Here is a 13,235-nt window from a genome sequence, read left to right on the forward strand (position 1 = left end):
ACATGCGCTGGATCACCCGCCCCGGCTGGCCCGGTCACCTGCTGGCCGCGGTGGCCGGCGCCCTGACCACCTTTGCCCTCGCCCCGTTCGACCTCTGGCCACTGGCCCTGCTGGCACTGGTGCTGGCCTACCTCGGCCTGCGCGAGCTGGGCCCACGCCAGGCCCTGGCCCGTGGCTGGTGGTACGGCGTGGGCGTGTACGGCGCCGGCACCAGCTGGATCTACATCAGCATCCACACCTACGGCGAGGCGCCGGTGGTGTTGGCCGGCGGCCTGATGGTCGGCTTCGTCGCGTGCATTGCCTGGTTCTTCGCCCTGCCGGCCTGGTTATGGGCGCGCTGGCTGCGCCGCAACGAGGCGCCGCTGGCCGACGCCCTGGCCTTTGCCGCGCTGTGGTTTGCCCAAGAGGTGTTCCGCGGCTGGTTTCTCACCGGCTTCCCGTGGATGTACAGCGGCTACAGCCAGCTCAACGGCCCGCTGGCCGGCCTGGCGCCGCTGGGCGGTGTGTGGCTGATCGGCTTCTGCCTGGCGCTGAGCGCGGCCTTGCTGTGCAACCTCTACCGCCTGCGCGGGCAAAAGCCGTACCTGGCCGCGGCCGTGGTGCTGCTGCTGGCCCCCTGGGTGGCCGGCCTGGCGCTCAAGCCACACGCCTGGACCACCGCCGCCGGCGCGCCGCTGTCGGTGGCGGCGATACAGGGCAACGTCGAGCAAAGCGTGAAGTGGGACCCAGCCCACGTCAGCGCGCAACTCAAGCTGTACCGCGACATGACCCTCGCCGCGCGCCGCACCGACTTGATCATCTGGCCGGAAACCGCCGTGCCGGTGCTGCTCGACAACGCCCAGGGCTACCTTGGCATGATCGGCAACCTGGCGATCGACCGCCACGCCGCGTTGATCACCGGGGTGCCGATCCGCCAACTGGTGCGCCATGAGCCCCGCTATTACAACGGCATCACCGTGCTAGGCGAAGGCGACGGCAGCTACCTCAAGCAGCGCCTGGTGCCGTTCGGCGAGTACGTGCCGCTGCAAGACCTGCTGCGCGGCCTGATCCAGTTCTTCGACCTGCCGATGTCCGACTTCGCCCGCGGCCCGGACGACCAGCCGCTGCTGCAAGCCAAGGGCTATGAAATCGCGCCGTTCATCTGCTACGAAGTGGTGTACCCGGACTTCGCCGCCGGCATGGCCGCGCGCAGCGACCTGCTGCTGACGATCAGCAACGACACCTGGTTCGGCACCTCGATCGGCCCGTTGCAGCACCTGCAAATGGCGCAGATGCGCGCCCTGGAAGCCGGCCGCTGGATGATCCGCGCCACCAACAACGGCGTGACCGCCTTGATCAACCCGCAAGGGCAGATCACCGAGCGCATCCCGCAGTTCACCGAGGCAGTGCTGTATGGCGAAGTTACCCCCATGCAGGGCCTCACGCCCTACCTGCGCTGGCATTCGTGGCCGTTGATGGTGTTGAGCGTGTTGCTGCTGGGGTGGGCATTGCTGGCGGCACGGATCGCCAAGACCGCTTAGGACCTCCGCCTCCCACCAGATTCGTGTCGTGCTTGATTTCCGGGACAATACACCTCTGGTGGGAGGCCGTGGTCCGGCACTCCGGCTGTGCCGTAATGCTGTTCACTTAAGCAATCAGAGCGCTAAATCGGGGTTAAAAAGCCCTGATTTCTTCAAATGGTTTTGCTGAGCGCATGGCCTGACCGGCCCATCGCCCGGCACAGCCGGCCTCCCACCAGATTTGTGTAAGTACTTGATTTACGAGGCGACACAGAACCCGTGGGAGGCCGGCTGTGCCGGGCGATGGGCCCTGAAGCTCATGCACAAAATCAGCAAAGCTCACAGATTGATCCCTTCTGTAAAGCCGTGAAATGGCTTAAGTGAATAGCATTACGGCTGTGCCGGGCGATGGGCCCTCAACACCTAGCGATAAAACAACCGATACCCCACCGTCCCCACCGCCTCATTGAGCAACTGCCCGCTCTGCCAGAACGCCCGGCTCTCCGGCAGCCAACCACCCAGCGGGCGGGCGTTGTCGCCGCCCAAAAAGCCCACCGGCGCACTCACCACCCGCAGCCCCGCCTGCTCGAAGCACCAGCGCGCCCGCGGCATGTGCCACGCCTGGGTGACCACCACCACGCGCTCGATCCCCTCGGCCTTGAGCAGCTTTGCCGAATACAACGCGTTCTCCCAGGTGGTGCGGCTTTCGCCCTCCTGCCAACGCGCCGGCACGCCGAAATCCTCCAACAACGAACGCGCCATCAACGCCGCCTCGCTCGGCGGGCTGCCGTAGTGCAACCCGCCGCTGGTCAGCACCGGCAGGCCCGAGGCCTTGGCCAGCCGCGCGGCGTAGCGCACCCGCGCCAGGGCCAACTCGGAGTCTTGGTCTTCACCGCCCCAGGCCGGGTCGCCGCGCTCACGGCCGGCGCCGAGGATCACGATCGCCTCGGCGCGCCCGGCCAGGCCAGGCCAATCCTGGGGCGCCACGGCCGGCTCGGTTTCCAGCCCATGGGCGGCCAGTTGCACCACCGCTGGCAGGCTCATCGCCCACAACCCGAGCACGCCCACGGCAAAGCACCCGGCCGCCAGCCGCGGGCGGCGCCGGCGCCACCACCAGCCAAGCAGCACCAGCAGCAACAGGCACCCCGGCGGCATCAGCAGTTGTTTGAGCACGTAACGCAGGAACATGCGGCACCTCCGTGTGAGAGGTGCGCAGGCTAAGGGGCGAAGGGGTTGGCGGGCAAGGCCCGCCGTGGCGGCGGGCGTTATTTGGCGAGGCTGGCTTTGCTGTGCGGGTTGCGCCTACCCTTGGGCCGGGCACCGAGCCAAACGACGTTGTCGCGGCCGGGCACGGGGGCGCCTGCGGGCATTTCAGTTGCGAAACTGGCGCCCTGGGCGCGCAGGTAGGTGTGAATCCATTCCAGTTCAGCGTGGCTCAGGCCGCGCAGTTCGAGCTCTGTGGGTGCTTCATCCCGCAGGCGGCGGGCTGTTCTGGCCGCGTCCAGGGCCAGGCCCAGGCGGTCGAGCAGGCGCTCACGAAGCTCCGGTTCTACAGCGATGGGTCGCGTTTCTACCATTCACTCACCTCGTCGATCACAAGTGTCCCTCCCCCAGTGATCAGCTTAGCGTTCGCTGGCCAACCGGCTGCCCGCCGCGACCAACGGAACAGCCGGGGCATTAAGCGTTTCCCTCGGCGTATAGCGGTCATGTATGCTACGGCGTTTGACGACAGGCCGCCGCGCCCCTTGGGCTTGGGCGACGTGACACTCTTTCCAAGCACACAGTAGCCATGCACGAAAACTACCTGCCCCGCGAGATCGAAGCCACCGCCCAACGCTTCTGGGACGACACCAAGTCCTTTGAAGTCAGCGAACAACCCGGCAAGCCGACCTACTACTGCCTGTCGATGTTCCCGTACCCCAGCGGCAAGCTGCACATGGGCCATGTGCGCAACTACACCATCGGCGATGTGATCGCCCGCTACCAGCGCATGCAGGGCCGTAACGTCCTGCAACCGATGGGCTGGGACGCGTTCGGCATGCCGGCGGAAAACGCCGCCATGAAGAACAACGTCGCCCCGGCGAAGTGGACGTACGAGAACATCGACTACATGAAGACCCAGCTCAAGAGCCTGGGCCTGGCCATCGACTGGTCGCGTGAAGTCACCACCTGCAAGCCCGATTACTACCGCTGGGAACAGTGGCTGTTCACCCGCCTGTTCGAAAAAGGCGTGATCTACCGCAAAAACGGTACCGTGAACTGGGACCCGGTCGACCAGACCGTGCTCGCCAACGAGCAGGTGATCGACGGCCGCGGCTGGCGCTCCGGCGCGCTGGTCGAGAAGCGCGAAATCCCGATGTACTACTTCCGCATCACCGATTACGCCGAAGAGCTGCTGCAAAGCCTCGACGAGCTGCCGGGCTGGCCCGAGCAGGTCAAAACGATGCAGCGCAACTGGATCGGCAAATCCCGCGGCATGGAAGTGCGCTTCCCGTACCACCAGGCCAGCATCGGCAGCGAAGGCGTGCTGAAGGTCTTCACCACCCGCCCCGACACCCTGATGGGCGCCACCTACGTGGCCGTGGCCGCCGAGCACCCGCTGGCCACCCTGGCCGCCGAGCGCGACCCTTCGCTGCAAGCGTTCATCGATGAATGCAAGTCCGGCAGCGTGGCCGAGGCCGACGTCGCCACCCAGGAGAAACAGGGGCGCGCCACGCCGCTGTTCGTCGAGCACCCGCTGACCGGCGAGAAGCTGCCGGTGTGGATCGCCAACTACGTGCTGATGCACTACGGCGATGGCGCGGTCATGGCCGTACCGGCCCACGACGAGCGTGACTACGAGTTCGCCACCAAGTACAGCCTGCCAATCAAGCCGGTGGTGCGCACCAGCGCGGGCGACCTCACCCCCGCCCCGTGGCTGGCCGCCTATGGCGAGCATGGCGTGTTGATCAACTCCGGCGCCTTCGACGGCCTGGACTTCGAAGGCGCCTTCGACGCCATCGAAGCCGCGCTGATCAGCAAGGAACTGGGCCAATCGCGCACCCAGTTCCGCCTGCGCGACTGGGGCATCAGCCGCCAGCGCTACTGGGGCTGCCCGATCCCGATCATCCACTGCGACAGCTGCGGCGACGTACCGGTGCCGGAAAACCAGCTGCCGGTGGTGCTGCCAGAGAACGTGGTGCCCGATGGCGCCGGCTCGCCGCTGGCGCGCATGCCCGAGTTCTACGAGTGCCAGTGCCCGAAATGCGGCGCGCCGGCCAAGCGTGAAACCGACACCATGGACACCTTCGTCGAGTCGAGCTGGTACTTCGCCCGCTACGCCTCGCCGCATTACGACCAAGGCATGGTAGACCCGGCCGCGGCCAACCACTGGCTGCCGGTTGACCAGTACATCGGCGGTATCGAACACGCCATCCTGCACCTGCTGTACGCGCGCTTCTTCCACAAGCTGATGCGTGACGAAGGCCTGGTCAGCTCCAACGAGCCGTTCCAGAACCTGCTCACCCAGGGCATGGTGGTCGCCGAGACCTACTACCGCCTCGAAGCCAACGGCGGCAAAACCTGGTTCAACCCGGCCGACGTCGACCTCGAGCGTGACGCCAAGGCCAAGGTCATCAGCGCCACCCTGCGCAGCGACGGCCAGCCGGTGGAAATCGGCGGCACCGAGAAGATGTCCAAGTCGAAGAACAACGGCGTTGACCCGCAGGCGATGATCGACCAGTACGGCGCCGACACCTGCCGCCTGTTCATGATGTTCGCCTCGCCACCCGACATGAGCCTGGAATGGTCCGACTCCGGCGTAGAAGGCGCCAGCCGCTTCCTGCGCCGCGTTTGGCGGCTGGCCCAGGCGCACGTTAGCCAGGGCCTGCCGGGCGCGCTGAACACCAGCGGCCTGAACGATGAGCAGAAGGCCGTGCGCCGCGCCACCCACCTGGCGATCCGCCAGGCCACCCAGGACGTGGGCCAGCACCACAAGTTCAACACCGCCATCGCCCAGGTGATGACGCTGATGAACGTGCTCGAAAAAGCCAGCCAGGCCAGCGAGCAAGACCGCACCCTGCTGCAGGAAGGCCTCGAGGCCGTGACCCTGCTGCTGGCGCCGATCACCCCGCACATCAGCCACACGCTGTGGAACGCGCTGGGCCACGAAGGCGCCGCGATCGACGCCACCTGGCCGCTGGTCGATGACAGCGCGCTGGTGCAAAGCACCCTGACCCTGGTGGTGCAGGTCAACGGCAAGCTGCGTGGGCAGATCGACATGCCCGCCGGCGCCACCCGTGAAGAGATCGAAGCCGCCGCCCGGGTCAACGAGAACGTGCTGCGCTTCACCGAAGGCCTGGCCATCCGCAAGGTCATCGTGGTGCCGGGCAAACTGGTCAACATCGTCGCCAACTGATCGGCAGGCGGCGCCCAGGCGGGCGCCCCTTCGCTCAGCCTATAAGGTTTGAAGGAGCAACAAGCATGATCAAACGCAACCTGCTGGTCATTGGCGTGGCCTCGCTGCTCAGCGCCTGCGGTTTCCAGCTGCGCGGCACCGAGTCCAACCAGATGGCGATCAAGGAAATGGACCTCAGCGCCCGCGACGCCTACGGCCCGCTGGTCACCGACATGCGCGGCATCCTCCAGCACAGCGGTGTGCGCATCGTTGGCGGCGCGCCGTACAAGCTGGTGCTGGCCCAGGAATATGAAACCCAGCGCAGCGCCAGCTTCAACAGCTCGGCGCGCTCGGCGGAGATCGAACTCACCTCCGGCGTGCAGTACCAGATCATTGGCCGCAACCAGCGCGAGCTGATCAGCGACAAGATGGAAGTGCAGAAGGTCTACGTGCAAGACACCAGCAACCTGGCCGGCTCCGACGAAGAAGCCAAGCAGGCCCGCAACGAGATGCGCCGCGACCTCGAGCAACGGCTGATCCTGCGCCTGGGCCAACTGACCCCAGAGCAGCTCGACGCCCTGCAAGCCAAGGCCGATGCCAAGGCCGCCGCCGACGCCGCCGCCGAAGCCGAGGCCCAGCGCATCCAGGACGAGACCCCGCAGCAGTCGCCGCTGCAGCTGCCGTCGGCACAGTGATGGCACGCCCCACCCCACGGTGGGGCCTCCCTCCAGAGGGCCTATGAAGCTCACTCCCGCCCAGCTGGGCAAGCACCTGCAAGGCCCGTTGGCGCCGGTGTACATCGTCAGCGGCGACGAGCCGCTGCTGTGCCAGGAAGCCCTCGACGCCATCCGCGCTGCCGCGCGGGCGCAAGGCTTTGACGAACGCCAGGTATTCGCCGCCGAAGCCAACTTCGACTGGGGCACCCTGCTGCAGGCCGGCGCCAGCCTGTCGCTGTTCGCTGAAAAACGCCTGCTCGAGCTGCGCCTGCCCTCCGGCAAGCCCGGCGACAAAGGCGCGGCCGCGCTGATCGAGTACTGCAACCGCCCCGCCGAAGACACCGTGCTGCTGATCAGCCTGCCCAAGCTCGACGGCAGCCAGCAAAAAAGCAAATGGGGTTCGGCGCTGGTCAACGGCAACAGCACCCAGTTCGTGCAAATCTGGCCGGTCGATGCCGCGCAGCTGCCGCAATGGATTCGCCAGCGCCTGGCCCAGGCCGGGCTGGCGGCCCAACCCGAGGCGGTCGAGCTGATTGCCGCGCGGGTCGAAGGCAACCTGCTCGCCGCCGCCCAGGAGATCGAAAAACTCAAGCTGCTCGCCGACGGCCAGCAGGTGACCCTCGACACCGTGCAGGCCGCCGTGGCCGATAGCGCGCGCTTCGATGTGTTCGGCCTGGTCGATGCCATCTTGCAGGGCGATGCCGCCCACGCCCTGCGCATTCTCGACGGCCTGCGCGGCGAAGGCGTGGAACCGCCGGTGATTCTCTGGGCGCTGGCCCGCGAGCTGCGCAGCCTGGCCAGCCTGGCCCGGCAGTTCAGCCAGGGCGTGCCGCTCGACAAAGCCTTCAGCAGCGCCCGGCCGCCGATCTGGGACAAACGCCGGCCCCTGGTCAGCAAAGCCCTGCAGCGGCTCTCCGCGGCCCGCTGGAGCCAATTGTTACAAGATGCCCAGCACCTCGACGCGCAGATCAAAGGCCAGGCCCAGGGCTCGGTGTGGGCGGGGCTGGCACGCCTGGCCCTGCTGATGGCCGGGCAACGTTTGGCGCTGCCCGCGCAATAGCCGGCTTTGGTGGCAGTGGCCGGCCATGTTAAGGTCAGCGGCAAAGACGAACCCTCTGGACCTTTGCATGCCTTCCAGCCGTAACTGCCCCACCGCTCGCCGCTTCGGCCGGCGTGCCCTGCTAAGCTTCAGCCTGGCCCTGCTGGCCGCCTGCTCTGACAGCCCCACCGTCGCCAACCCACTGCCTTCCGCTACCGGCACCGCGCCCAAACCGGTCACCACCTTCGCACCGATGACCGCCGACGGCACCGAGCTGCCCACTGAAACCTTCGCCGAATGGCAAGCGCGTTTCCGTGAGCAGGCGCTGCGCGCGCACATCCGCCCCGAAGTGTTCGACCAAGCCTTCAACGGCGTCAGCCCAGACCCAGCCGTGATTGCCGCCGACCGCTCGCAGCCGGAGTTCAGCCGGCCGGTGTGGGAATACCTCGACAGCGCCATCTCGCCCACCCGCGTGCGCCGCGGCCAAGGCCTGCTGGCGCAGTATGGCGATGTATTGGCACAGCTTGAGCAGCGCTACGGTGTAGACCGCCAGGCATTGGTGGCGGTGTGGGGCATGGAGAGCAGCTTCGGGCAAATCCAGGGCGACAAGTCAGTGATCCGCTCGCTGGCAACCCTCGCCTACGAAGGCCGCCGCCCAGCCTTTGCCCAAGACCAACTGGTCGCCGCGCTGCAGATCCTGCAAAACGGCGACATCACCCCTGAGCGCATGATTGGCTCCTGGGCCGGTGCCATGGGCCAGACCCAATTCATCCCCACCACCTACAACTCCCACGCAGTAGATTTCGACGGTGACGGCCGCCGCGACATCTGGGGCAGCGCGCCGGATGCCCTGGCTTCCACCGCCAACTACCTGGCCGCCTCGGGCTGGCAAAAGGGCCAGCCGTGGGGCTTCGAGGTGCAACTGGCGAGCGGCTTCGACTACGCCCAGGCCGATGCCAGCCTGCGCAAGCCGGTCAGCCAGTGGCTGGCCGAAGGCGTGCGCCTGCCACCAGGGGCTAGCCTGCCCGCGGGCAGCGGCAACCTGCAGGCGGCGCTGCTGCTGCCAGCCGGCTACCGCGGCCCGGCGTTTCTGATCCTCGATAACTTCCGCGTGGTGCTCAAGTACAACAACTCGAGCTCATACGCGCTGGCGGTCAGCCTGCTGGCGCAGCGCTTCAAGGGTGGCGGCTACGTGGTGGGCACCTGGCCACGGGATGACCTACCGCTGTCGCGCTCCGAGCGCATCGAGCTGCAAACCCTGCTGACCGCTAACAGCCATGACGCCGGCAACCCCGATGGCATCATCGGCGCCAACACCCGCAAAGCCATCCGCGCCGCCCAACAGGCCCGTGGTTGGCCCGCGGATGGCTACCCGACCCATCAGCTGTTGCAGAGTTTGCGCGGGCAGTAGGGTTAACGTTGAGGGCCCATCGCCCGGCACAGCCGGAGTGCCGGGCGAAGGGCCCCTCAGGCCACCACAGCCTGCGCCAGCCTCAACACCTGCCCATCGGCGTCCAGCACCACCCGCGCGCCCAACGGCAGCGTCAGGTTCGGCTGGCAGTGCCCCGAGCGCCAGCCGGCCAGTACCGGGATGCCCAAGGGCGCGAAGAACTCCTCCAGCAGCGGGCGCAACTGCTCGCTGCCGATGCCGGCGAAATCTCCCACCAACACCCCCGCCAGGCCGGCCAGGGTACCCGCCTGGCGCAGCTGGGTGAGCAGGCGGTCGACCTTGTACAGCGGCTCGTTTACATCCTCGATGAACAGCACCGCGCCTTCGGCCTTGATCGCCCAGGGCGTGCCAGCCATCGCGCAGAGCAGCGACAGGTTGCCGCCGAGCAACGGCCCCTCGGCCTGGCCGGGGCACAGCGTGCTCAGTGGCCAGTCCGCCGGGTGGGCGATCACATCGCCCTGCCCCAGCTCGCCGCGCAGCATGCGCAACAACGCCTGCTCGCCCGGCTGCTGGCGCGGCAACAGCTCGGCGCGGAACAATGGCCCGTGGAAGGTCAGCAACCCAGCCCGCTCGATGAACGCGTGGTGCAGCGCGGTGATGTCGCTGTAGCCCACGAACGGCTTGGGGTGGCGGCCGATCAGCCGGTAATCGATGTGTTCCAGCAGCCGCGGCGTACCGTAGCCGCCGCGCAGGCAGAGGATGGCATCGACCGTAGGGTCTTCGAAAGCCGCGTGCAGGTCATCCAGCCGGCGCGCGTCGGGGCCGGCCAGGTAGCCGGTTTTCTCGAACACGCCGGGGTAGATCTTCAGCCGGTAACCGTGCAGCGCCGCCCAGGCGTGGGCCTGGTCAGCGTCGAGGCTGCCGGGGCCGGCCGGGGCGATCAGCGCAAGCTGGCCGCCCGCGGGTAGCCGCGGTGGCAGGGTCAGCGCCACAGGCCGCCCTTACAGCTTGATCTTGGCTTCGTGGGCTTGCTGGTCGGCGTGGTACGAAGAACGCACCAGCGGGCCCGACGCCACGTTCTTGAAGCCCATCTTGTAGCCTTCTTCGGCGAACCAGGCAAAGGTGTCGGGGTGCACGAAGCGCTGCACCGGCAGGTGGTTACGCGACGGCTGCAGGTACTGGCCGAGGGTCAGCATGTCGATGTCGTGCTCGCGCATGCGCTGCATCACCTCGATCACTTCCTCGTCGGTTTCGCCCAGGCCAAGCATCAGCCCCGACTTGGTCGGCACGTGCGGCACCAACTGCTTGAACTTCTGCAGCAGGTCGAGCGACCAGTCGTAGTCCGAACCCGGGCGCGCGGCACGGTACAGGCGCGGCACGGTTTCGAGGTTGTGGTTGAACACGTCCGGCGGCTCGGCGGCGGTGATTTCCAGTGCCACGTCCATGCGCCCGCGATAGTCGGGCACCAGGGTTTCGAGCTGCACGCCCGGCGACAGCTTGCGGATTTCCCGGATGCAGTCGGCGAAGTGCTGGGCACCGCCGTCGCGCAGGTCGTCGCGGTCGACCGAGGTGATCACCACGTACTTCAGGCGCAGGTCGGCGATGGCCACCGCCAGGTTCATCGGCTCGTCGGCGTCGAGCGCCTTCGGCCGGCCGTGGCCGACGTCGCAGAACGGGCAACGGCGGGTGCAGATGTCGCCCATGATCATGAACGTCGCGGTACCGCCGGAGAAGCACTCGCCCAGGTTCGGGCAGGAAGCTTCTTCGCACACGCTGTGCAGCTTGTGCTTGCGCAGCAGTTGCTTGATGCGGTCGACTTCCGGCGAGACCGGGATGCGCACGCGAATCCAGTCGGGTTTTTTCGGCAGTTCTTCGGTGGGGATGATCTTCACCGGGATGCGCGCGACTTTGTCGGCGCCACGCAGCTTGACGCCCGCCTCGACCTTCGCCGGGCGGGGTTTTTCCGCGGTGGGTTGCACGGTTGCCAGGGTATCTTGCGCAGTAGTCATAATCAGTCGATTCCGCCCGTGAGGGTCGTCTGCTCAGCGTAGTCGAGGTGTTGGACGAGCTGCGCGCGCAGCCGGGCACTGACCTCGGCAAAATCAATCGGGCCCGCGTGCTCACGCAGTTGGGTCATCGCCAGCCCTTGGTAACCGCAAGGGTTGATGCGGCGGAACGGCGCCAGGTCCATGTCGACGTTCAACGCCAACCCATGGAACGAGCGGCCGTTGCGAATGCGCAGGCCCAGCGAGGCGATCTTGGCGCCCTGCACGTACACCCCGGGGGCATCCGCGCGGGCTTCGCTGGCCACGCCAAAGCTGGCCAGCAGGGCAATCAGGGCGTTCTCGATGCGGCTGACCAGGTCCCGCACGCCGAAACCGCGCTCGCGCACGTTCAGCAGCAGGTAGGCCACCAGTTGCCCGGGGCCATGATATGTCACCTGGCCGCCACGATCGACCTTTACCACCGGAATGTCACCCGGCAGCAACACATGCTCGGGGTTGCCGGCCTGGCCCTGGGTGAACACCGGAGGGTGTTGCACCAGCCATACCTCGTCGCCGGCGGCGGCCAGCGGCTGGTCGGTGAAACGCTGCATGGCCCGCCATACCGGTTCGTACGGCAACAGGCCCAGCTCGCGAACACCCAGCAGGCCGGGCATCAGAGCACCATGTGCACGACACCGGTCGCGCGCAGGGCGCTGTTGATGTCGCGCAGCTGGTCCTGGCCGGTGGCGGTGATGTGCAGCTGGATCGTGGTGTACTTGCCGTTGCTGCTCTGGCGCTCGGCCAGGCTGTTGAGGTCGACCTCTGCATACTTGGAGAGGATTTCGATGACCGAGTCCCGGAAGCCCACCACGGTGTCGCCGATCACCTTGATCGGGTAGTCCGCGCAGGGGAACTGGATTTCGTGCGACTTTACATCGGTGTCTGTCATGGCAGTAACGGCCTCATCAAGCCGAGAAAACACGCCCACCCCCGCCAGCGCTAGCGGGCGGGGGTGGGCTGACGTGGCAGGTCAGTTGAACAAGCCGTAGAAGAATAGGCGAATGCTATCCCAGATGCGGCGGAAGATGCCACCCTCGTCCACGGCGTCGAGGGCCACGAGATCCTTCGTCTCAACGACCTTGTCGCCGTTCTTCACTTCGACCTTGCCGATCACCTGGCCTTTTTCGATCGGCGCGGTGAGTTGCGGGCTGAGGGTCATGCTCGCTTGCAGGTTCTTCAGCTGGCCGCGTGGCAGGGTCATGCTGAGGTCTTCGGCGAGGCCGGCCTTCACTTCACCGCTGGTGCCTTTCCAGACCGCGGCCTTGGCCAGTTCGGTGCCCGACTTGTAGAAGGTCTGGGTTTCGAAGAAGCGGAAGCCGTAGGTCAGCAGTTTTTGCGTTTCGGCAGCGCGGGCCTGGTCGCTGGTGGTGCCGAATACCACGGCGATCAGGCGCATGCCATCACGCACCGCCGAGGCGGCCAGGCAGTAGCCGGCAGCTTCGGTGTGGCCGGTTTTCAGGCCGTCGACGGTTTTGTCACGCCACAGCAGCAGGTTGCGGTTCGGCTGCTTGATGCCGTTCCAGAAGAATTCCTTCTGCGAGTAGATCGCGTAGTGGGACGGGTCTTCGTGGATGATCGCGCGGGCCAGGATGCCGATGTCGTGGGCCGAGGAGTAGTGCTCCGGGTCCGGCAGGCCGGTGGGGTTCATGAAGTGCGAGTTGACCATGCCGAGCTTCTGGGCCTGGGCGTTCATCATGTCGGCGAAGGCGTCTTCAGAGCCGGCGATGTGCTCGGACAGCGCCACGGTGGCGTCGTTGCCCGACTGGATGATGATGCCGTGCAGCAGGTCGTTGACCGACACCTGCGAGCCGACCTTGATGAACATCCGCGAACCGCCGGTGCGCCAGGCGTTTTCGCTGACGGTGACCATGTCGCTGTCTTTGATCTGGCCGCGGTGCAGCTCAAGGGTGGCGATGTAGGCCGACATCAGCTTGGTCAGGCTCGCCGGGGGCAGCCGTTCGTCGCTGTTGCTTTCGACCAGCACCTGGCCACTATTGGCTTCCATCAGCACATAGGACTTGGCCGCCAGTTGCGGCGGTGCTGGCACCATCTGGGTGACGTCGGCGGCCCAGGCGGCCGGGGTCAGCAGGGGTACGAGCAAGCACAGGCGTTTGGCAAAGGTGGTGATGTTCATCCGTCTCTCGAAATGGCTAAAAGGCAAAGCTTTGATG

At 66.6% G+C, this 13,235-nt stretch carries 12 protein-coding genes; 5 read left to right on the forward strand and 7 right to left on the reverse strand.

All coding sequences use genetic code 11. The features are described from left to right. The first annotated feature begins 2 nt into the window (after positions 1 to 2). Positions 3 to 1,520 carry an apolipoprotein N-acyltransferase gene (gene lnt, locus ACFZCE_RS02420; RefSeq protein WP_390935719.1) on the forward strand — a complete coding sequence of 506 codons (1,518 nt, stop codon included), beginning with the start codon at positions 3 to 5 and terminating at the stop codon, positions 1,518 to 1,520. Between the two features lie 402 nt (positions 1,521 to 1,922). On the opposite strand, the gene ACFZCE_RS02425 is transcribed toward lnt, so the two are convergent. Both ACFZCE_RS02425 and ACFZCE_RS02430 read right to left on the reverse strand, forming a co-directional pair. Further along, positions 1,923 to 2,687, reverse strand: coding sequence for an ElyC/SanA/YdcF family protein (locus ACFZCE_RS02425; RefSeq protein ID WP_390935721.1), 765 nt, complete (start codon positions 2,685 to 2,687; stop codon positions 1,923 to 1,925). A 77-nt stretch (positions 2,688 to 2,764) separates the two neighbouring features. After that, entirely contained in the window at positions 2,765 to 3,076 is a 312-nt protein-coding gene (locus ACFZCE_RS02430; RefSeq protein WP_390935722.1) for a hypothetical protein, read from the reverse strand. A gap of 212 nt (positions 3,077 to 3,288) precedes the next feature. Between ACFZCE_RS02430 and leuS the strand changes: the two genes are divergently transcribed. The 4 genes from leuS (at position 3,289) to ACFZCE_RS02450 (ending at position 9,040) form a co-directional block, all read left to right on the forward strand. Beyond that, positions 3,289 to 5,895, forward strand: a complete 2,607-nt coding sequence (gene leuS, locus ACFZCE_RS02435) for a leucine--tRNA ligase (RefSeq protein ID WP_390935724.1) — start codon at positions 3,289 to 3,291, stop codon at positions 5,893 to 5,895. Between the two features lie 65 nt (positions 5,896 to 5,960). Beyond that, the gene (lptE, locus tag ACFZCE_RS02440; RefSeq protein ID WP_390935726.1) at positions 5,961 to 6,569 is read left to right on the forward strand and encodes an LPS assembly lipoprotein LptE; all 609 of its coding nucleotides are present in this window, start codon (positions 5,961 to 5,963) and stop codon (positions 6,567 to 6,569) included. A gap of 43 nt (positions 6,570 to 6,612) precedes the next feature. Continuing rightward, on the forward strand, positions 6,613 to 7,650 hold the full coding sequence (gene holA / locus ACFZCE_RS02445; protein WP_390935728.1) for a DNA polymerase III subunit delta: 1,038 nt from the start codon (positions 6,613 to 6,615) through the stop codon (positions 7,648 to 7,650). Positions 7,651 to 7,717: 67 nt separating this feature from the next. Continuing rightward, a complete protein-coding gene (locus ACFZCE_RS02450; protein ID WP_390935730.1) occupies positions 7,718 to 9,040 on the forward strand; it encodes a lytic murein transglycosylase in 1,323 nt (440 codons plus the stop codon). 56 nt (positions 9,041 to 9,096) lie between these two features. Here the strand turns inward: ACFZCE_RS02450 and ACFZCE_RS02455 are convergent, their stop codons facing one another. From ACFZCE_RS02455 to ACFZCE_RS02475, 5 genes are all read right to left on the reverse strand, one after another. After that, positions 9,097 to 10,011: an LD-carboxypeptidase gene (locus ACFZCE_RS02455; protein ID WP_390935731.1), complete on the reverse strand. Its 915-nt coding sequence runs from the start codon at positions 10,009 to 10,011 to the stop codon at positions 9,097 to 9,099. Between the two features lie 9 nt (positions 10,012 to 10,020). Next, the gene (gene lipA / locus ACFZCE_RS02460) at positions 10,021 to 11,028 is read right to left on the reverse strand and encodes a lipoyl synthase (RefSeq protein ID WP_390935733.1); all 1,008 of its coding nucleotides are present in this window, start codon (positions 11,026 to 11,028) and stop codon (positions 10,021 to 10,023) included. Positions 11,029 to 11,030: 2 nt separating this feature from the next. Further along, positions 11,031 to 11,678 (reverse strand): lipoyl(octanoyl) transferase LipB, encoded by a 648-nt coding sequence (lipB, locus tag ACFZCE_RS02465; protein ID WP_390935734.1) that lies wholly within the window; start codon positions 11,676 to 11,678, stop codon positions 11,031 to 11,033. After that, a complete protein-coding gene (locus ACFZCE_RS02470) occupies positions 11,678 to 11,953 on the reverse strand; it encodes a DUF493 domain-containing protein (RefSeq protein WP_390935736.1) in 276 nt (91 codons plus the stop codon). Before ACFZCE_RS02470 ends, lipB begins: the two co-directional genes overlap by 1 nt. Before the next feature lie 81 nt (positions 11,954 to 12,034). Beyond that, the gene (locus ACFZCE_RS02475; RefSeq protein ID WP_390935738.1) at positions 12,035 to 13,198 is read right to left on the reverse strand and encodes a serine hydrolase; all 1,164 of its coding nucleotides are present in this window, start codon (positions 13,196 to 13,198) and stop codon (positions 12,035 to 12,037) included. Positions 13,199 to 13,235 lie beyond the last annotated feature (37 nt).

Origin of the sequence: Pseudomonas sp. NPDC007930 (assembly GCF_042958985.1) — a bacterium.
GTDB lineage: Bacteria > Pseudomonadota > Gammaproteobacteria > Pseudomonadales > Pseudomonadaceae > Aquipseudomonas.